The sequence below is a fragment of the Chitinophagaceae bacterium genome, from assembly GCA_007695095.1.
GTDB lineage: Bacteria > Bacteroidota > Bacteroidia > Chitinophagales > REEL01 > REEL01.
Genome location: REEL01000147.1, coordinates 15,874 through 37,252 on the forward strand (window position 1 = coordinate 15,874; position 21,379 = coordinate 37,252).

Below are 21,379 nucleotides of genomic sequence, written 5' to 3' on the forward strand. Positions count from 1 at the left end.
ATATACATTATCTACTTAAACCGCCGCAGATACTTACAACTTGTCCTGTTATATATGAAGCATCATCCGACCCCAGGAAGGCGGCTAATTTTCCGATTTCAGAGGGTTTTCCTAATCTTTTAAGAGGAATACTATTTAAGAAATCTTTTTTCGCATCTTCTCCCAAAGCATCAGTCATATCCGTTTCTATAAAACCCGGAGCTATAACATTACAACGAATATTGCGGCTACCTAATTCAGCGGCTATACTTTTAGAAAAACCAATCACACCCGATTTAGAGGCTGCATAATTAGATTGTCCGGCATTTCCACTTAAGCCAACTATAGAAGAGATATTAATAATAGAACCATTCCTTTGTTTCATCATAGGTCTGGCAACATGCTTTGTCAGATTAAAAACACTTTTCAGATTTACATCCATGATATCATCCCATTGATTTTCTGACATACGCAAAATGAGATTGTCTCTTGTAATGCCGGCATTATTTATCAATATATCAATTTTCCCAAAAGTATTTATAACGTCATTAACTAAAGTTTCAGCCTCAGAGTAGGAAGATGCATCAGACTTGAAGCCTTTAATTTTATTTTGATTTGCTGAAAAACGCTCTTCTAAAGAAGTTGCTTTTGATTCAGAAGAAACATAAGTGAATGCAACATCGGCACCGGCTTTCATAAATTCTTCAACCATGCCCTCACCTATTCCTCTGGTACCGCCTGTTATTAAAGCTACTTTTCCATTAAGCATAATATATTTTTTTAGTTAAAAAAAAGGCTACAATACCGTGAATACCATAATAATCACTGTAAAATAGCCTTTATTATTCAATTATACAGAAGCTTTGTGCTTCTTGAGAGCTTCTGCCATAGTTGCTCCGATATTTGCAGGAGATTCTACAACATGTAATCCACATTCAGCCATAATCTTCATTTTTGCAGATGCCGTATCATCTTCTCCACCAATTATAGCACCGGCATGTCCCATTGTTCTTCCGGCCGGGGCTGTTTGACCTGCAATAAATCCTACAACCGGCTTTGTGCCAAATGCCTTTATCCATTGTGCAGCTTCAGCTTCCATTGTTCCACCTATTTCTCCAATCATGATAATCCCTTCCGTCTTATCATCTTCCATTAATAACTGTACAGCTTCTTTGGTAGTTGTTCCAATAATCGGATCACCTCCAATTCCAATACAAGTAGATTGGCCAAGTCCTGCTTTTGTTACCTGATCTACAGCTTCGTAAGTTAAGGTTCCTGAGCGTGATACAATACCTATGGTTCCCGGATTATGAATAAAACCCGGCATAATGCCAACTTTGGCTTCACCGGGAGTCATTACACCCGGACAATTAGGACCAATCAGCCTACATTTTTTTTCTTTAATATACTCTTTGGCTTTTACCATATCCTGTACCGGAATACCCTCAGTAATAGTTATAATTACTTTTATACCTGCATCAGCTGCTTCCATAATAGCATCAGCTGCAAATGGAGGAGGAACAAAAATAATGCTTACATCAGCGCCTGCCTTTTTTACTGCATCTTCTACAGTGTTAAAGACGGGTCTGTCAAGATGCGTTTGACCGCCTTTACCCGGGGTAACACCACCGACAACATTTGTTCCGTACTCTATCATTTGCTGTGCATGAAAAGTACCTTCACTACCTGTAAATCCCTGAACTATTACTCTGGAATTTTTATCTACTAAAACACCCATTTATATTTTTTTAAACAATTAATAAATCTCCGCTAAATTAGTTTTTTCAAAACTTTGACACAATATTTTATCGCATTTAGTTTCAGCTTTTTTTATTTTTTTTCGGCTTTCTCTTTTAAACTTCTCAAAAATTTTGAGGCAAAAACAAAATCTTTTAGTTCAGGATTTGTAGATTCCAAAATTTCCTCTGAACTGCCTTCCCAGTGTTTTTTTCCTTTATGAAGAAATAAAATCTTATCCCCCATTCCGATAACCGAGTTCATATCGTGCGTGTTTATAACCGTTGTGATATCATACTCCTTCGTTATATCATAGATTAATTCATCAATAACAATTGATGTCTTGGGGTCTAAACCGGAATTTGGCTCATCACAAAATAAATACTTGGGTTTTAAAACTATTGCCCTGGCTATTCCAACACGCTTTTTCATACCACCACTGAGTTCTGAAGGCTTTTTCTTATTACTTCCTATGAGATTGACTTTTTCAAGGCAAAAATTGACCCTTTCCATTTTCTCTTTAATGCTAAAGTCTGAAAACATATTTAGGGGAAATAGTATATTTTCCTCTACTGTCATTGAGTCAAAAAGAGCCGTTCCCTGAAATAACATTCCAATTTGCTTTCTAATATCTTTTTTCTCCTCGGTATCCATTTTACTAAAATCTTCACCGCCATATTCAATTGAGCCCTCTGATATAGGGTGTAATCCAACCAGACATTTCATTAAAACGGTTTTCCCACTACCACTTGCTCCAATTATTAAACTACACTCCCCCGGTTTAAAAACAGATGAAATGTCATTTAAGACCTCAACATTACCAAAACTTTTGAATACGTTTTTTATTTCTATCATAATAAAAGCCAGGCTATTAAATAATCTGCTATAATAATACTGATGCTGCTAATCACAACCGCACGGGTACTTGCATTTCCTATTTCCAAAGCGCCCCCACTGGCATAAAAACCCTGATAGCAGGAAATAGATGTGAGTAAAAATGAAAAGACAAGAGCCTTCATAAGCATCACAAAAACATTAAAAGGTACAAATGCGTCCTGTAATCCCATTATGTATTCGTCTCCTGTCATATAACCGGAAAAGATACCGGCAAACAAACCTCCCAAAATACCCAAAAAAGCAGAAATGATAACTAATAAAGGAATAACTATAACAGCTGCAAGAATTTTAGGTCCAATTAAAAAAGCTGTAGTATTTACACCCATTATTTCCAAAGCATCAATTTGCTCTGAAATACGCATACTACCCAAATTAGATGCTATATTGGAACCCACCTTTCCTGCCAGGAGTAAACAACTAATTGTTGGAGCCAACTCAAGAATCATAGAATCTCTTACTACAAAACCTACCCACCAAATCGGGACGAAAGAATCGGCAAGCTGATAAGCAAATTGAACAGCAGTTACAGCACCAATAAAGAGTGATATTATTGCAATAATACCTAAAGAACCAATACCTATATCATCCATCTGACGAAAAGCTTCTTTAGTGTAAAGTGTAAAATTTTCAGGTTTTACAAATAAACTTTTTATCAATAAAAAATATCTTCCCAGATGAAATAATGCGTCCATTTCTTTAAGTAAATTAGTGCAAAAATGATAATTTATTTTGTTACTTCAATGATTTTTAAACAAAAGATAAGGTACACCATTGAATTTGATATTTGTTCTTTCATTTAGTTAAGTGTAACTTTGGCTTTTATAAAATAATTTTATGAATATTTTAATCAGTGGTTCGAGCAGAGGTATTGGAAGAGCAATAGCTGAATATTTTGCTTTGAAAGGTTTCAATATAATGATTTGCTCAAGAGACGAATCCAAACTGGAAGAGGCTAAAACCCGATTAATAAACTTAAATAATTCTGTAAATGTGCTAACCTTTCAATGTGATCTTTCTAAAAAAAATGAAGTTGAAGACTTGGTTGATTTTATAAAAGTCCAATGGAAAGAAGTAAATGTGTTTGTAAATAACGCAGGCAAATATCTTGAAAAAGAATTGTTTGAAGAAAGTGATGATGAGTTTGAGAATTTATTAAAAGTCAATTTACATAGTGCGTACTTTTTAACCAAAAAGATATTGCCGTTGATACCTGAAAACAGAAAATCACATATTTTTAACATGGCTTCGGTCGCAGGCATAGAAGCTAAAAAGAACTGTGGGGCATACTCAATCAGCAAGTTTGCTTTAGTAGGGTTTTCAAAAGTTTTGCGGGAACACCTAAAGTTAAAAGGTATAAGAGTTACTACTTTAATTCCCGGTGCTGTTATGACAGATTCCTGGAAAGGCATTGATATTGTCAAGGAGCGAATTATGGAAGCTGAAGATATCGCTGCTAATATTTATAATATCTATACACTTTCTGAAAAAACCGTCGTTGAAGAAATTGTTTACAGACCTTTTTTAGGAGATATAGAGTAATAAATTTTTAAACTGAATAGAGTTAACCTTGTTAATTCAGTAATAAAAAAACAATGAAAGTTAAACCAAAACCTAATGAAAAAAAGTACTGCTTGAGCTTAAGCAGATATGAACGATTTAAAACCAGAGAAGTAAATATAGGTGATGTTATTTTAGGTGGGAATCATCCGATACGCATACAGTCTATGACAACCACAGACACTATGGACACTGACGCGACTGTGGAACAAAGTATACGGATTATTGAAAAAGGAGCTGATTATGTAAGAATCACCGCCCCCAGTAAAAAAGACGCAGAAAACTTAAAACTAATAAAAGAAAAATTAGTCGAAAAAGGTTATCATACTCCACTTATTGCTGACATTCACTTTACCCCCAATGCGGCAGACTTAGCCGCCGATTACGTGGAAAAAGTTCGTATAAACCCCGGCAATTATGCTGATAAAAAGAAATTTGATTTCATAGAGTATACGGATGAAAGCTATCAGGCTGAAATAGACAGAATTGAAAAAAGATTCATACCTCTGGTTGAAAAACTTAAAAAGAATAAAAAAACCTTAAGAATAGGAACAAATCATGGTTCACTCTCCGACAGAATTATGAGTCGCTTTGGTGACACTCCCCTCGGAATGGTCGAGTCGGCACTTGAGTTTGTAAGAATGTGCAGAAAAGTTGACTACCATGATATAGTATTATCAATGAAAGCCAGTAATACTCAGGTAATGGTTCAGGCCTACAGGCTTTTAATATACCGGATGTTGCAGGATGGTTATGATTATCCGGTTCATTTAGGAGTTACAGAAGCCGGCGATGGTGAAGATGGCAGGATAAAGTCAGCCGTTGGTATAGGTACTCTTTTGGAAGATGGAATAGGTGATACAATCAGAGTTTCGTTAACTGAGGAACCTGAATTTGAAATCCCTGTGGCCCGAAAATTAGCAGACCGATATAAAGATTTTAAAAGAAATGATTTACCGGAAATTAACAGTTTACCTTACAATCCTTATGAATACAATAAAAGAAAGACGAATCCTGTAAATATTATTGGTGGTGAAAATGTACCGGTAGTTATTTCCGATTTGTCCGGGGAAAAGGAAATAGACAGAAAGCTCCTTAAAAAAATTGGCTATCATTTCCTCCCGGAGCTTGACAAATGGAAGTTGGGAGATCAGGCTCCTGATTACTTATATACAGCTAAGTTTCACGAAAACCTGAAGTTACCGGGTTCAGCAAAAGTGATTTTAGATTACCCGGAGTGGTTAAAAGTTAAAGATTCCTTTAAATATATTTATCCGATTTTAACGTCTGATCAATACTTGAAATTAGATAGTGTTTCAGAGGATTTGTTTTTTATAAGTTGCTCTCTTGAAGATATCGATGAACACTTTATTAATAAACTTAAAAAAGACAATAATGCCGTTCTCGTTTTAGAATATGATCCGGTAAACAGAATGGCAAAACAACGTTTAGCCTTTATAGAACTTATGAATCAAAGTGTAGAAATACCGGTCATTATTAAAAACAAATACGAGTTTTCTGATGCAGATGATTTAACTTTATTTTCTGCCATTGACTTTGGAGCATTATTTATAGATGGAATGGGAGATGGAATTTGGAATGTTGCTGCGAATATTCCTATTCATACTATCAACAGAATAAACTTCGGCATTTTACAAGCCAGCAGAACCAGAATTTCTAAAACAGAATATATTTCCTGTCCCTCCTGTGGAAGAACTCTTTTTGATTTGCAGGAAACAACTGCTAAAATTAAAGAAAAAACGCATCACTTAAAAGGAGTAAAAATTGGAATTATGGGTTGCATAGTGAACGGCCCCGGCGAAATGGCAGATGCAGATTTTGGATATGTTGGAAGCGGAGTCGGAAAAATCACTTTGTATAAAGGAAAAGAAGTTGTTAAAAAGAATGTCAATTCTGATGTTGCTGTAAACGAATTAATTCAACTGATAAAAGACAATGATATGTGGGTTGAAGAAGAAAAAAACAAATAATATGAATGAAAAAGAGCTGATTGAAGTATACAATGAAACTATAAGAATTGCCCATTTAGCCGGAGAGCATATTTTCAAATATAAAAATGCAATAGAAAATCTTAAAATAGTAGAAAAAGATCTAAATAGCCTGGTATCAAAGGTCGATACTGAAACAGAAGAGTTAATAGTTAATGCACTCCGGGAGATTTTACCGGAATCTACCTTTCTGACTGAGGAAGAAACAGTAGTTCAGGAAAAAGGGGAATATACATGGATTATTGATCCGCTTGACGGCACCACCAATTTTTTGTTTGGGATACCGGTATTTGCTGTTTCAATAGCACTGCAACATAATGGGGAAACTATTTTAGGAGTAATTCATGAGGTAAATCACTCTGAAACCTTTTCTGCACATAAATATTCAAACGCAAAGCTTAATGGAAATGAAATTCAGGTAAGTGAGAAATCGAATATAAATGCTTGTCTTTTTGCTACCGGTTTTCCTTACTATGATTTTTCAAAAACAAGTGCATACATGAATATCCTTTCTCATCTTGTAAAAAATAGCCGTGGAGTCAGAAGAATGGGTTCTGCTGCAGTTGATATGGCATATGTTGCTTGCGGCAGATTTGATGGCTTTTTTGAATATAGTCTCCAAGCATGGGATGTAGCAGCAGGTGCTTTTATTGTTCAAAAAGCCGGTGGAAGTGTTTCAGACTTCCGGGGAAAAGATGATTATCTCTACGGCAAAGAAATAATAGCAGCAGGCAGCAATATTTATCCTGACTTTTTCAAATTGATAAATACTGAAATTGCTTAAAAAATCCCTGTAAATTAGTGGGTTTTAGTCATTGAAGCAGGAACTACTAAAATAAAATCTGCTAAATCTTTCCACTCAGAGTTCCATTCTGTACCCGGATCTCCCTCTACCGTCGAAACAGTAGATATACGTGCGTTAATATTGTAATTGTTCAAATACCACACTATACCCTCTTTGTTATTAGAATGGTAAGCACCATTTATATGAAAAATAAATGCCCGTAACTCTCTGAAGTTTTGGAAAATATTATGTGCCATCGTTGCATCTTTAATTGCCTGGGCATTTACAAAGTTTTCGCCACTCATACCATGATGATTCCCTGACATGGATTCTAACAAAACTTTATAAGAAGGTAATTCAAAATCAACTTTAACCGGTTGGGGAGCTATCCATCTTGATGAGCGCTCATCTAATTTTTTCAGAGATTCCATTCCATTATGCGCAACCATACTGGCATACCTTCTTGGAATATTACTGGCAAAAACATGAACCCTGTTCTCCTTTGCAAATTCTATCAACGGTTTAATATCAGTTTTGTAATTAGGCCACAGTCTGGCTTCACTCTCAAAATTCCTTTCTGATATCAGTCCGCTTAGATATTCATTCAAAATGACTTGATTATCTGCTTCAAACATTTCCATGCCTAAAACAAGCTTTCCTCCCATTTTGCTGTGCAAATCTCTAAGTAATTCATATTGAAACCAATGAGCAATTGCATTATTATGCAGTTCTCCGAAAAGCAAAATTTCGGTTCTCATAATATGCTCAAGCATTCTTTCGTAGGTTTGCTCATTTCCTTGACCATCATACCATTTGAAAGCTTTTTTTGACTCAGCTCCAAGGCTTATAAATACCGAACAAAAAATGAAATAGAATAATAGCAAATACTTAATCATGATATATTTTTTATTTAAAGGTAAAATTAAACTTTTATTTAAAAAAATGATAGTGACAGTTTATATCTTTAGCATTCTTTTTTAGTGTCCCTTTTTATTCACCAAAGAACTATTTAACTGTAAATTTATGAAAAAAGGATTTTCAAGTATCTGTATAGACGATCATATAAATGGATTCTTGCCGGAAAACATTCATACTCCACCAATATATGCAGGCAGTACATTTGTCTACCCATCAATTGAGAAAGCAATAAAAGTGTTTAAGGGTGAAGACAAAAGTTATATTTACAGCCGATGGAATAATCCCGGAGTTGCATTAATAGAAAGTAAAATTGCTTTACTGGAAGCCTACACTACAGAAAATATAATTAATGACTATAGTGCTCTTGCATTCTCTAGTGGAATGGCAGCTATACAAAGTCTTTTAAACAGCTTATACTTAAAAAGTGGAGATAGCATAATTGCACAAGGAAATATATATGGCACTACAGTTGAATTAATGGATACGATTTATAAAAATGCAGGTATAAACATTATCTACGAAGACTTTGACAATGCGGATAAGGTGCTGAATTTAATCAGCAAAACAAAGAATTTAAAAGTGGTTTATTTGGAATCGCCGGCAAACCCTACCCTATCTTGTTATGATATTAAAAAATATTCAAAGGCAGCTGCTGATGCCGGTGCTTTTTCGATTGTTGATAATACTTTTTCAACTCCTTACTTTCAGCGTCCTTTGCAATCGGGTGCTGATTTTGTAATACATTCCACCACTAAATTTCTCAATGGACACGGAACTGCTCTGGGTGGTTTTGTAATAAGTAAACATAAACAACACATAGAAGATAAATTATACACAATAAGAAAGGTTACAGGAAGTATAATGAGCGCAACAGATGCATGGCATTTGAACAATGGGCTGAAAACTTTAGAAATCAGAATGGAAAAACATCAGCAAAACAGCTTAATTCTGGCAAAATTCCTTTTAGAGAATAAATTTATTGATAAGGTTCACTATCCGGGTATTGAAACAAATAAGTATCACCAATTAGCTAAAGAGCAAATGTTTGGTTTTGGTGGAATGATGTCTTTTAATTTAAAAGGAAATATGGAAACTGCCGTTCGGTTTATGAAAGCAATTAAATTTTGTAAAATCACAGCTTCTCTGGGCACTCCGGATACACTAATTCAGCATCCTGCATCTATGACACATATTAAAGTACCCAAAGAACAACGATTAGCATATGGAATTAATGATACACTAATCAGAATATCTGTAGGAATGGAAGATATAAAAAATATTAAGGAAGACATTCTTAATGCCCTTCATGTTGCTAATAATGAAAAAATATAAATAGTCTAAAAGTATTTAAAAGGCTGAATAATTAGCTTAAAAAACTAATTATTTTCATATTTTTGGACTCAAAACAAGAAAAACACATGCAGAAAATTACTATAGCAAAAGGAGATGGAATAGGGCCGGAAATAATGGAGGCTACGCTTAAGATTATAAAAGCAGCCGGAGCGCAAATTGAAACGGAAGAAATCGAAATAGGAGAAAAAGTATATTTATCAGGAAATTCATCAGGGATCTCTGAGAATGCCTGGGATATAATTGACAGAAATAAAGTTTTTCTGAAAGCACCTATCACTACCCCTCAGGGTGGCGGATATAAAAGTTTAAATGTTACTATAAGAAAAATGCTGGGCCTATACTCAAATGTAAGACCTTGCCAAAGTTTGCATCCTTTTGTGGAAACCAAACACCCTAAGCTGGATATGGTAATCATAAGGGAAAATGAAGAAGATTTATATGCCGGAATTGAACATCAGCAAACTCAGGAAGTTATTCAATGTCTCAAACTAATTAGTAAGCCGGGTTGCGAAAAAATAATCCGCTATGCTTTTGAGTATGCCCGTCAATACGGGAGGAAAAAAGTCACCTGTTTCACTAAAGATAATATCATGAAGCAGACTGATGGTACTTTTCACAAAATTTTTGATGAAATAGCCAAAGAGTATCCGGAAATAGAAAATGAGCATTGGATAATTGATATTGGAGCAGCCAGAGTTGCTGCAAAACCGGAAATTTTCGATGTAATCGTTACTTTAAACCTTTACGGAGATATAATTTCTGACATTGCTGCTGAAATTGCCGGTTCGGTTGGTATTGCAGGCTCTTCAAATATCGGTGAAAATCATGCTATGTTTGAAGCCATTCACGGCTCTGCACCTGATATTGCCGGTCAAAAAATTGCAAATCCTTCCGGTTTACTGCAAGGAGCTGTTATGATGTTAAACCACATTGGTCAGGGAATTGTAGCTGAAAAAGTACATAACGCCTGGTTAAGAACCATAGAAGAAGGCATACATACAGCTGATATCTATAAAGACGGAATCAGTAAAAAGAAAGTAAATACCGATGACTTTGCAAGTGCTGTAATTAGTAACCTCGGGAAACTTCCTGAAAAGTTTAAAGCAGCAGATTTCAGTAAAGCCAGCGGACAACTGACTGTTAAAAAATATGAAAAGAAAACACCCGCTAAAAAAGATTTGTATGGTGTTGACTTATTTGTAGATTGGAACGGAACAAATCCCAATGAAATCGGAGAAAAGCTGAATCAGATAAAATCTGCAAACTTAAGTCTCAGCATGATTACCAACAGAGGTATTAAAGTTTGGCCACAAGGCTTTAAAGGCACTTTTTGTACTGACCACTGGAGATGTCGCTTCAAGCCTACATCTGAAAATGTTGAGATAAATAAAACTGAAATCATTAGTCTGCTGGAGCAAGCAAATAATATAGGTGTTGATGTTGTAAAAACAGAAAACCTCTATAAATTCGATGGTGAAATTGCTTTCTCTCTCGGACAGGGACAGTAATTACATATTGGGTAATAATTCCAATGCTTCATGGCTTCCGGTATAATTGAACTCTTGTTCATTTACACTGAAAGTTTTAATTACATTTTCGTAGCAACAACAACAATATTCCGGATACTTCCCTTGAATCTTAACATCTTTTATCTCAAAAAACAGATCTTCAGATGCAGGGCTAAGGATGTGATAGATATAATTTGACGGGTTCTCGTAAGTAGCAAATGGAGTCCAGTAACCTAAAATAAATTCAGGTAGAACGTCTGTAAGGCATACGGAGTCTATATATTCATCGGTATTATCAACATTAAACTTCAATATAAATACACTATCCTCTTCAGAAAGGCTAAAATCTGAAAGATTCAAACTAAAATGAATTCCGTCTATAAAATTTACATCCGGTGCATCACAAATTTCAAATCGACAATTTTTAGAGCAAGAAATACTTATAACTGTCAATAAACTCAATAAGAATAAACGGTAAATAGAATTTCTTGCATTCATAATTTAAAATTATCTGAGTAAAGTAACATTCCCTGAAAGTGTATTCGTTTGACCGGTTTGATCTTTTACTACCATATAATATACATAAACGCCAATCGGTTGCTCTACTCCCTGAAAATATCCATCCCAGGGTGTTGGGTTGTCATGAATCAATTGGCCCCATCTGTTATAAATTTTAAATTCTAAAACTTCAAGAAATGCAGCCGGGACTACAAAAAGTTTATCATTTACACCATCACTGTTAGGCGTAAAAGCTGTTGGAACCATATAATCATAACTTCTGATAAAAACAGTAAAATTATCTTCTTCAACACAACCTGTATTTAAATCCGTTACTTCCACATTGTAGGTAGTAGTTGTTCCGGATACAGCTACCGGAGCCTGAATACCTGCATTATCTAATGTGTTTGACGGTGTCCATACAAAGTTGTAGTTTCCTGTAGGAATAACTTCCACATTTAATGCTGCCGGTTCACCTGCATCCAGTGTATCTGTAGGGCCTAAAACTTCAATTGTAAAGCCATCCGGAGCTTCAACTGTGAAATTTTGTATCGTCTGACAACCATTTACATCTGTAAGCTCCAAACTATAAGATCCGGGCGAAAGATTCTCTGCCTGAACACCACTTTGTCCATCTGACCAAGCGTAGGTAAAAGGTTCCTCACCACTTAACGCAATGGCTTCTGCTATGCCTGTACAATCTTGTACAAGTGTATTAACATCTGCCGTAACTTCATATTGAAAATCTATTTCTATCGTATCAATATTTATACAATTCTCAGTATCTGTAACAGTTACCGAATAAAGTCCCGGTAAGAGTTCTTCTAAGGTCTCTGTATCGTTAGTTCCGTTTGACCAGGCTATAGAATAAGGAGAATGCGGACCTACAATGTCTACAGATGCAGTTCCTGAGGGATTTTCTTCGCAAAAAGCATCTGTACCGCTAAGACTTATCTCCGTAAAATCAAAGCTTAAGTCTGCTGAAGCTGTATCCGTATTTCCACATAAATCTGTCACAACAAACTGCATACTTTCAACTTCTCCGGAAGGGATAAAAATCTCATTCGTATCCAAATTATAAGGTATCCATTCAAGTTCATAGGGTGGCACGCCAAAACTTCCTATCCCAAGTATTTCAATAGTATCTTCCGGACATATTCCACTGCTGACATCTGTTATTACAAACAACTCTGCCTCTACAGTTCTCGCTTCAACAGTGATTGTCCAGTTTGCCGGTATAATGTTATGACATATAGTAAGGCAGCCCTGAGGTGTATTTCCTGAAGCACATTCAGTACAGTGGTAAGTTCGTAGTTCGAAAGCCATTTCGTGATCCGGGCAGCTTGGGGGTAAACAGGAAATAGCATTAAATGCATCATTAATAGTCACATTGCAGGAACCCGGATTTAATGACTGAGGCAAAGAATCACAATTCGCTAAACCTGTAGAACCACAAGGTCCTAAAAGTCGGGTGTATGCATCAATCATTCTGCAACCATCACCTAAGCCACAACCCTGAGGTTGGGAATCTACTCTGAAATTTGTTGACATACCAACTAATGTTGACATACCGGGAACTGTAATATTCCAGGTGGTTGTGCAAAAATTTGTAGGTATGTTTAAGCTTGGATGCATACAATTTGTATTCGCTGTAAAAGGAATAAAATTAGGACTGCTGTAACTATAAGTAACACTAATTAGAGGGTCAATAATTACCGGATAAACCCTTTCATTTGCCTTCAGCCAATTAGCATCGATGACAAATTCTAAAATGTAATATCCCTTTTTCTTTAAAATTCGATAATATGCCGGTCTTTCTGCTGAAGCTGACTGATTCAACCCGCTGTCAAAGGAGAGCGGACTAGAAATACTTACAGCCTGTCTGCCATTTTCATCTATAATTTCAATACCTCCATACCAACCACCGTCACCCATTTCAATGCCTTCCCCTTTTTGAGTTTGCAAAACCCATCCCTCAGGCAAAATTAATTTGTCTTGTATAATCAATGATTCAGCATCTGCTAAATCCTTTGAAAGAGTGTTTAAGATGTATTGAGTTTTATACTGCCCTATTTGTAAAGACTGAATTTCAAAAGACAAATCTGAAAACTCATAATCTAACAAAACGCCCTTTGGAGCATTTTTATATGCTGCCAAATCAGTGTCTTGAAAAATCCTTTCACTATTTTTCACTATACTTATCTCATATGCTGTTTTCCATTCAAATAATTGAATTCCCTCAGTAAATGATTGAAAAGCAGACTTTTCAGTACTGACAATCAAATCTATCGGTTGGTTTACCGTGGAAAAAACGGAATTATTTTCATTTGGGAAAAGCCTGTAGTCTAGAGTTTTCCAAAAACCATCTTCATCTTTAAAATGCATGGGACCAAATGACTGCTGGTAAAAAAAGTGATTATTTCTGCCATCCGGTTTAATATATGTTCGTTCGTGTTCATTTCGCAAATGAATCAACTCAACACAGTTTTCACAATCCGCTCTGAAAGGCTTTGTGGCAAACTCAGGATGTCGGTGAAACTCTTTTGGTACCTGATTAAAAAGTAGTTCTTTTTCATGATTACGCAATGACTCTACTTGAATCGCCTGACTATAATCGGGAGCAAAAATTGAAGTATTAACGTTAATTTCTTCTGCTGCATAAGTAACACTCAGCGAAAAAAAATAAAATATAAATACTAAAAAAAGGATACATCTAAATCTAAAAAACATGTACTTCAATATGATTAACGTAATAATAAAATTTCCCCGGTTTTACTTATATTTTGCCCATCAGGACTTGAAGCTTGTAAAATGTACACATAGTTTCCGGATGGTTGAATACTATTTTTATAAGTTCCGTCCCATTTCATGGAAACATCATTAGTTTCAAAAACCATTTCCCCCCATCTGTTAAAAATCCTAAAATATTCCAGTTGAATATCTCCTTCAACTATAACGCCCGCTGCATTATTTAATCCGCCACTTTTTGGAGAAAAAACATTAGGAACTGCTATACTGAATTCTATGTCTTCCATTTCTTCAACAACTATAGTCATTGAATCTGTGCCTACACAATTATTTTCATCGACAACAGTCAGATAGTAAGTGATAGTTGAGTCAGGAGTAGAAATAGGCTCACATGCTTCCGAATTATCTAAAAACAGAGCAGGCTCCCATATACATGAAAGACCACCTAAAGCTATAAGCTGAACACTTTCACCCTCAGTTATAACTTCATCCTCTCCGGCATATGCAGGCGCATCAGGGTATACAGTCACTAAAACACTGTCCGTATAAACACAATTATTCGTATCGGTAATAGATAACAAATAACTTACCTCTAAATCTATACTTGAATTATTTTCCAAACTAACCTGTGTTTCAGATTGATCTGCATTACTTAATCCGGTATTTGGAGACCAATTGTACGTCAAAGTCTCAATACTTTCACTTCCTAATGTCGCAGAATCTCCATTACAAAAAGCAACATCATCTCCGGCAAGATTTGACGGTATGCTATAAACTTCTACCTCAACTTCCTCTTCTACCGCACATCCAAACTGATTTAAGCTTTGTGCAGTGTATACAGTTGTCTCTCCTGGACTGACACTTACAAAAGCAGAATTTGAAATGGTATCTTCATTTTCAAACCAATAAAACTGACTTCCGGTACTATTTGAAAAAAGTTGTACCGTCTCGCCGGGGCAAATAATAGTATCTTCAACAACTGTCATAAATGGTTTTGGCCTGACCTGAAAATTATTGGAACCTGACACTGATCCACATTCGTTTACAGCATTCACACTTAAGTTCACAAGTCCCTGTGCATCAAAATATACTGTAATCTCATTATTAGAAATATCAATTATTTCACCGTTCGACAAAGACCATTGATAAAAAGTAGTTTCTATAAACTCAACTTTAAAAGTTACTGTATCACCTATACAAATAGGTGTTTGGCCCTGTATATTGACATTAGGTACACCTATCAAATCAACAAAAGCAGAATCTGCCCACTCCTCAACACAACCGTAATTATGTTCCCGTACTGTAAAAGAAAACTGTCCCGGTGTTGAATTGGCCGTATTTATCAATAATGGATTAAACTCCCAGAAAAACGGCAATCCAAAATTGACAACTTCAGAATACCATTCATAATCTGATTCATCATTAAACGGAGAAATTTGAAGTGATATCAAATCCCCGGCACAAAGCACCGAATCTGCCGGAATTATATCCGGGGGTTCTATGGATGGCGCTCCTATCGTCAAATTAACAATTGTACCGAGCACATCATTTTCTGATGTAGAATTTGTGGCCACAATACGCATAAAATAAGGGCCGGGAGCTAATCCGAGCGCCAACAAATCATTTAATGGAGGAGCATAAATAATCAGTGTCGTATCTGAGGTAGCTTCAACAGAGCCTAAAACTCCGGTATTGATTATGAAAAACATTTCCGGATCCAATATTTGTACCTGAAATTCATTGCCCGGTAAATAGACCGCATCCGTATTCCATTCGTTAATATTTATGGTTATTTCAGCTGAATCTCCATACAGTTCATTAATGCAGAGCTGAACGTTTTCAATATCATTGGTCAAAATATCACATTCCCGAATACATATAGGACCATAGGCAAAAGCAAGAGAATCAGGTGTATCAGGACTGGTAGCAAGAATTCTTATATAATATCCACAACCGGGAGGCACTTCCGGTACAATTCCACCTACACTTCCAGGGTCAGAGCCTAAAGAAGGATCATAGGTTTCGTTATCAAAAATTTCACCTATAAAAGTCGGGTCATTAAAACTACCGTTGGAATCGGATAATTCAGCGATATAAAAATTATCAAATTCATAAGCACCCGTACTGAAGAATGGAACAGAAATAATACTATTAATGCACATAGTATCCGGCCCCATATCTATGACCGGTTGTTGTGCCGTTGTCGAATTTCCGCAATCTATGGTTTCTATACAAACACTGGCATTTCCAACTATTTGAGGCACCGGTGATAATCGAACCATCCGTATTCGGTAGCATGATGCAATAGCTGCATTTGTTGGGATAATTAAACTTACAGCACCAATGGTTGTTCCCGGAGCAACGTTAACTACACCTAAACTGGTTGGGGTTGCAAAACTTCCCGTAGCATTGGATATTTGAAAACTAAAAGAACCACCGCATGTAGGTTCTGTAATATTATAGACTACGGTAATTGGATTCCCTCTACATACCGGATTCGGAAATAAAGTTTGAATATTAAATTCAAGACTGGGTGAAGGAGTTCCAACGACAATGATATCATCTACTCCAAAAGAAATCTCATTAGAAGAAGACGAACCACTATTTACCCACCTGAAAGCAAATCTCAAATCAGCTTCGCCATTAAATGCCGGATCTTGAATTGTAGTGTATCTCCAAAGTGGTTGATTGTTATACTTTTGGTTTCCTGTTTGAGTCCATGTGTCTCCCCCGTCAGTACTATAATAAACTTCAGCATAATCATCTGCATTTCCTCCGGCTATATAGAAAAAAGAAAAAATCACATCATCCATACCCAATGTACAAAACCCACCCTGCATTTTTACAAATCTATCGGAAGGTTCATCTGAATCGTAAGAAGCATTAGCTGTCGTACCGCTGCTTGCACTATCGTGTATGTGCAAATACTTACTATTTGGAGCGCCGGTAATAGTTCCGCTGACAACATTTGACTGATCCGGTGTATTCGGATAAATACCCGCACCATCATATTCATTATTTACAATCCAGGTATTCGGACCAAAGTTTTGGGTTGCCAATGAATCATCAACATTTAGTTCAAACTGATGAGTCGCTCCGTTAAAATTCTCTTGAAAAAGCTGAATTGTTTGCTGGGCTTGCAAAGTGACATATCCAAAGCTAAGAAATATGCTTAGAATTGTAAGTTTTAAATAATTACGGGTCATGATTTATATGAATTAGACCCTAAATTTAAATAAAACTACACGGAATTTATGCACTTTAGACAATCTCTTTTAGTAACATCTACACCAAAACTGTCTTTAATTTACTACAAAAACAAAGACTTAATTGAAAAAACTATTCTGCAAACTCTGCTATCGTCTCTCTCGCCCAATTCAATGCAATTGATAGTTGCTGGTTTTTATTTAAAAAACTACTGTCTAGTTCTTTTGCATCTTCCGCCATTCTAAGCGGACTGGTTTCTCGATTTATATCTATACGATCTCTTTCTTCTAAGTTTTTTTGAACAGCTTCCTCTGTGACTTGTATGTTTTTCTCCAGCAATTCTTTTAATCTCCTTTCCGTTCGTACCTCTAAATTTGCCGTCATAAAAATCTTTAACTCTGCATCAGGGAAAACAACTGTACCGATATCTCTCCCATCCATTACAATTCCGGTTTCATTACGCAAAGATTGCTGAATTTCAACCAAAAAACTACGAACCTCAGGCAATGTGCTGACTATGCTTACATTATCGGAAATTTCCATGCTGCGTATTTCATTTTCTATATTTTTACCATTCAGTATGGTTTGCTGAATACCGGTTTCTTTATCAAACTTCAATTCTATTTTTACCTTTTTGAGTGCTTTTTGTAATTCTTCTTTGTTGTTGAAGTTTACTTTTTCGTGTAAAAAAAAGTATGTGATTGCCCTGTACATAGCGCCGGAATCGATATAGACATACTCCAATTCACGAGCAAGCTCTTTTGCTAAGGTTGATTTACCGCAGGATGAATACCCATCTACTGCTATTGTAATTTTTTTATGCATACAGCAAAAATAAAAAAAATAAAAAGGTATTTTTGTTTTTCTTTTTACAGAAGTAATTTATTCATTGATTAAAAAATAAGCGGACTCTGGTATAAAATAAGTTATTTAAACTATGTTTGCCTTCTATTACAAATGATTATAACTATGAGTGATTCTACTTTCAGATTAAAAAAGAGACTTTTTAATAAAAATGAAAAAGAAATTTGGAGCGGTTCACCTAAAAAGGGCTTTTTCTTTCAAAAATCAGACATTTATCCCTTGTTTTTCGGCATATGCTGGCTGACTTTTAGCTTTTATTGGAGTAGTCTTGCCAAAGAAGAATCACCGGAAATGGCGATGGCAGCAATACCGCTGATAATTATTGGATTTTACTTAGTTTTTGGCAGATTCATACTCGATATTATTACCAGAGCAAATACCACTTATCTGATTACTGATAGCCGTTTTATTGTTCAATCCGGTTTTCCTTTTAAAAGTGTCCGTTCATATGATTTAATGTCGCTGAATAATATCCATTTTATTGAAACTTCAGACGGGAGCGGAAATATATTATTTGGAGATCAGGACATGCCGGCACAAACAGAAAACTCTTTTGCTATAAGCTTTTCAAACAAATATTTCAAAGGAATCTATAATATTCAAGACGTGCGAACAGTTAATAATAAGCTTTCTGAAGCAAGAAAGAACCATAATATTAAATAAGTGTTTTCAATAAAATCATCTTTATCATCTTATTTAACCCTAACTTTTTTTAATAAAAAAAAATTGAAACCCCAAATATGAAAAAAAGAGTTTTATTACTAATCTGTATTCCGTTAATCACTTTTTTAAGCCTTACAAATTGCAAGCAAGCTGAGCCTATGGTTTATCCCGAAAGCCGCTTAGATGATGTTTCAGATATTTATTTTGGCGTTGAAGTTAAAGACCCTTTCCGTTGGTTAGAGGATGAAAATTCACCGGAAACCCGGACTTGGGTTAAAAATCAAAATAAATTGACTTTTGATTATTTAGAAAGTATTCCTTTTCGAAATCAAATAAAAGAACGCTTGCATGAGCTATGGAATTTTGAAAGATTTTCAGCTCCTTTTTGGAAAGATAATTACTATTTTTTCAGAAAAAATGATGGAATGCAAAACCAAAGTGTTCTTTATGTCAGTGAAGGTATATCGGGTGAACCAAGGGTATTTATTGATCCCAACGAATTATCAGAGGATGGTACCATATCACTTAACTCAACGGTAATCTCTCACGATGCAAAATATATGGCATATTCAATTTCGAAAGGGGGCTCAGACTGGAACGAGATCTTTGTAAAAGATATTGAAAGCGGCAAACAATTAAGCGACCATATTAAGTGGGTGAAGTTTAGCAGCATTGCCTGGCATGGAGATGGCTTTTACTACAGTCGTTTTGCGGAGCCTGAAAAAGGGAGTGAACTTTCAGCGGCAAATGAATTTCAACAAGTATATTATCATAAACTCGGGACTCCTCAATCAGAAGACCAACTAATTCATCACGATCCGGAAAGACCTCTCCGCAGATTTTCTGTTTCAGTATCTCAGGATGAAAGATTTCTTATTTTATATAAAAGTGAGGCCACAGGCGGCAATGCATTATTTATAAAAGACACACAAAAAAAAGATGAGGATTTTAGGCGTATAATCGGTGAATTTAACCATAGAAACATTTTCATTGGACATGACAACGGGAAGCCTTTAGTCTTGACCAATTATCTTGCTCCGAGATTCAGATTAGTAAAAATAGACCCAAAGAATCCGCAATCTGATAATTGGACAGATCTTATCCCTGAATCTGAAAATGTTTTAACATCTGTATCAAAAATAGGCGGGAAACTCATTAGTATATATTTAAAAAATGTTGCTAACAGAGCTTATGTGCATGAATTAAACGGGGACTTATTGCATGAAATAGAGCTGCCGGCATTGGGTAGTTTAAGTAATTTCAGTGGAAATGAAAATGATAATCATGCATTTTTTACTTTTACTTCCTTTACCATTCCTTCCAGTGTTTATAAATATAATGTAAAAGAGAATACCTATGAAGTTCATTTTTCTCCGGAATTAGATTTTGATGAGTCAAAATATGAAACCAAACAGGTTTTTTATGAAAGTAAAGATGGCACAGAAATTCCTATGTTTATCGTGCATAAAAAAGGTATAGAATTAGATGGAAATAATCCTACCATGCTCTATGGTTACGGAGGTTTTAATGTAAGTCAAAGGCCGGGATTCAGTCTTTCCCGCTTGATTTTACTTGAAAATAACGGAGTGTATGCAGTGGCCAATATCAGAGGTGGTGGAGAGTTTGGGCGTGATTGGCATGATGCCGGTCGTCAGTTGAACAGACAAAATGTATTTGATGATTTTATAGCTGCTGCCGAGTATTTAATAGATAACCAATATACAAATAGTGAAAAGCTGGCTTTACATGGCCGTTCAAATGGCGGGCTTTTAGTTGCAGCGGTTTTAGCTCAGCGACCGGATTTGTTCAAGGTTGCTCTGCCTGCTGTTGGTGTTTTAGATATGTTACGATATCATAAATTTACCATTGGACGTGCATGGTCTTATGATTACGGAACCAGCGAAGAGGAAGAGCACTTTCATAATTTGTTGAGTTACTCCCCTTTACACAATCTGAAAGACGGTATTAATTATCCGGCTACTTTAGTAACTACTGCCGATCATGACGACAGAGTTGTTCCTGCACATAGTTATAAATTTATAGCTGAGTTGCAACGCAGACATCGTGGAAAAAACCCTGTTTTGATACGAATAGATGTTGATGCCGGTCACGGAGCAGGCAAACCAACTTCAAAAATCATTGAGGAACAGGCAGATATCTGGAGTTTTATTTTTTACAATATGAATATCACACCGGAAAGGTATATTAACTAAGGAATGATAGAAAACTGAAAATATGAAAATCGTCAAACTAACCAGTTGTGAAACCTCTTTTGAAGCCAATCTTATAAAGGGAAGGCTTGAAAATGAAGGGATCCAATGTTTTCTTACTAATGAAAATTTCAATACTATGATGCCCATTTTTGGTTCTATCTCCGGTGGGGGTATTCATTTAATGATACACGAACAGGATTTTGAAAGAGCTAAGTCTATTATTGATACGGATGAAAGTGAGTAGGGTTCAAAACCCTGTAAGGGGTTCTGTAAGAAACACTCAGCCCTACGTTTGAAATGGAGTTGCAACAACTTTCCTCTTTCTGTCATGCTGACGTCAGGAAGCATCTCCGTATTAGTGGAGAGACCACTCACAACATTTTACAGCATAATTTTTACATTAAAAATACCTTACTAACCCTTTTTTTTAGAAAAAAAGGGTTA

Annotated in this window: 17 protein-coding genes; 8 read left to right on the forward strand and 9 right to left on the reverse strand. The window is 35.7% G+C overall.

Features of this window, described 5'->3' with window-relative positions; genetic code table 11:
* Positions 1-7: 7 nt before the first annotated feature.
* From fabG to EA412_12000, 4 genes are all read right to left on the reverse strand, one after another.
* A complete protein-coding gene (gene fabG, locus EA412_11985) occupies positions 8-748 on the reverse strand; it encodes a 3-oxoacyl-[acyl-carrier-protein] reductase (GenBank protein TVR77117.1) in 741 nt (246 codons plus the stop codon).
* 81 nt (positions 749-829) lie between these two features.
* On the reverse strand, positions 830-1,717 hold the full coding sequence (gene sucD, locus EA412_11990; protein ID TVR77118.1) for a succinate--CoA ligase subunit alpha: 888 nt from the start codon (positions 1,715-1,717) through the stop codon (positions 830-832).
* 92 nt (positions 1,718-1,809) lie between these two features.
* The gene (locus EA412_11995) at positions 1,810-2,571 is read right to left on the reverse strand and encodes an ATP-binding cassette domain-containing protein (GenBank protein TVR77119.1); all 762 of its coding nucleotides are present in this window, start codon (positions 2,569-2,571) and stop codon (positions 1,810-1,812) included.
* Complete coding sequence (locus tag EA412_12000; GenBank protein TVR77120.1) at positions 2,568-3,305, reverse strand: ABC transporter permease; 738 nt, start codon at positions 3,303-3,305, stop codon at positions 2,568-2,570. The genes EA412_11995 and EA412_12000 overlap by 4 nt, the downstream gene beginning before the upstream one ends.
* Before the next feature lie 142 nt (positions 3,306-3,447).
* Between EA412_12000 and EA412_12005 the strand changes: the two genes are divergently transcribed.
* Genes EA412_12005 through EA412_12015 form a run of 3 tightly spaced genes read left to right on the forward strand, consistent with a single transcriptional unit; the run spans position 3,448 to position 6,963 of the window.
* Positions 3,448-4,152: an SDR family oxidoreductase gene (locus tag EA412_12005; protein TVR77121.1), complete on the forward strand. Its 705-nt coding sequence runs from the start codon at positions 3,448-3,450 to the stop codon at positions 4,150-4,152.
* 53 nt (positions 4,153-4,205) lie between these two features.
* Positions 4,206-6,161 (forward strand): 4-hydroxy-3-methylbut-2-en-1-yl diphosphate synthase, encoded by a 1,956-nt coding sequence (gene ispG / locus EA412_12010; GenBank protein ID TVR77122.1) that lies wholly within the window; start codon positions 4,206-4,208, stop codon positions 6,159-6,161.
* A 1-nt stretch (position 6,162) separates the two neighbouring features.
* On the forward strand, positions 6,163-6,963 hold the full coding sequence (locus tag EA412_12015; protein TVR77123.1) for an inositol monophosphatase: 801 nt from the start codon (positions 6,163-6,165) through the stop codon (positions 6,961-6,963).
* Between the two features lie 14 nt (positions 6,964-6,977).
* Here the strand turns inward: EA412_12015 and EA412_12020 are convergent, their stop codons facing one another.
* On the reverse strand, positions 6,978-7,859 hold the full coding sequence (locus tag EA412_12020; GenBank protein ID TVR77124.1) for an iron-regulated protein: 882 nt from the start codon (positions 7,857-7,859) through the stop codon (positions 6,978-6,980).
* A gap of 127 nt (positions 7,860-7,986) precedes the next feature.
* On the opposite strand from EA412_12020, the gene EA412_12025 reads away from it, so the two are divergent.
* Together EA412_12025 and EA412_12030 are read left to right on the forward strand one after the other, a co-directional pair.
* Positions 7,987-9,213 (forward strand): PLP-dependent transferase, encoded by a 1,227-nt coding sequence (locus EA412_12025; protein TVR77125.1) that lies wholly within the window; start codon positions 7,987-7,989, stop codon positions 9,211-9,213.
* Positions 9,214-9,299: 86 nt separating this feature from the next.
* Positions 9,300-10,742: an NADP-dependent isocitrate dehydrogenase gene (locus EA412_12030; protein TVR77126.1), complete on the forward strand. Its 1,443-nt coding sequence runs from the start codon at positions 9,300-9,302 to the stop codon at positions 10,740-10,742.
* On the opposite strand, the gene EA412_12035 is transcribed toward EA412_12030, so the two are convergent.
* The 4 genes from EA412_12035 to EA412_12050 all read right to left on the reverse strand — a co-directional run bounded on the left by EA412_12035 (position 10,743) and on the right by EA412_12050 (position 18,020).
* On the reverse strand, positions 10,743-11,240 hold the full coding sequence (locus tag EA412_12035; GenBank protein ID TVR77127.1) for a hypothetical protein: 498 nt from the start codon (positions 11,238-11,240) through the stop codon (positions 10,743-10,745). It lies immediately after the preceding gene.
* A gap of 9 nt (positions 11,241-11,249) precedes the next feature.
* Entirely contained in the window at positions 11,250-13,970 is a 2,721-nt protein-coding gene (locus tag EA412_12040; GenBank protein TVR77128.1) for a gliding motility-associated C-terminal domain-containing protein, read from the reverse strand.
* A 14-nt stretch (positions 13,971-13,984) separates the two neighbouring features.
* Entirely contained in the window at positions 13,985-17,194 is a 3,210-nt protein-coding gene (locus EA412_12045; GenBank protein TVR77129.1) for a hypothetical protein, read from the reverse strand.
* Positions 17,195-17,327: 133 nt separating this feature from the next.
* Entirely contained in the window at positions 17,328-18,020 is a 693-nt protein-coding gene (locus EA412_12050) for a (d)CMP kinase (protein TVR77130.1), read from the reverse strand.
* Between the two features lie 144 nt (positions 18,021-18,164).
* Between EA412_12050 and EA412_12055 the strand changes: the two genes are divergently transcribed.
* From EA412_12055 to EA412_12065, 3 genes are all read left to right on the forward strand, one after another.
* Positions 18,165-18,722 carry a hypothetical protein gene (locus tag EA412_12055; GenBank protein TVR77131.1) on the forward strand — a complete coding sequence of 186 codons (558 nt, stop codon included), beginning with the start codon at positions 18,165-18,167 and terminating at the stop codon, positions 18,720-18,722.
* A gap of 77 nt (positions 18,723-18,799) precedes the next feature.
* Entirely contained in the window at positions 18,800-20,935 is a 2,136-nt protein-coding gene (locus tag EA412_12060) for a S9 family peptidase (GenBank protein ID TVR77132.1), read from the forward strand.
* Positions 20,936-20,957: 22 nt separating this feature from the next.
* The gene (locus EA412_12065; GenBank protein TVR77133.1) at positions 20,958-21,179 is read left to right on the forward strand and encodes a DUF2007 domain-containing protein; all 222 of its coding nucleotides are present in this window, start codon (positions 20,958-20,960) and stop codon (positions 21,177-21,179) included.
* The last annotated feature ends 200 nt before the right edge of the window (positions 21,180-21,379 follow it).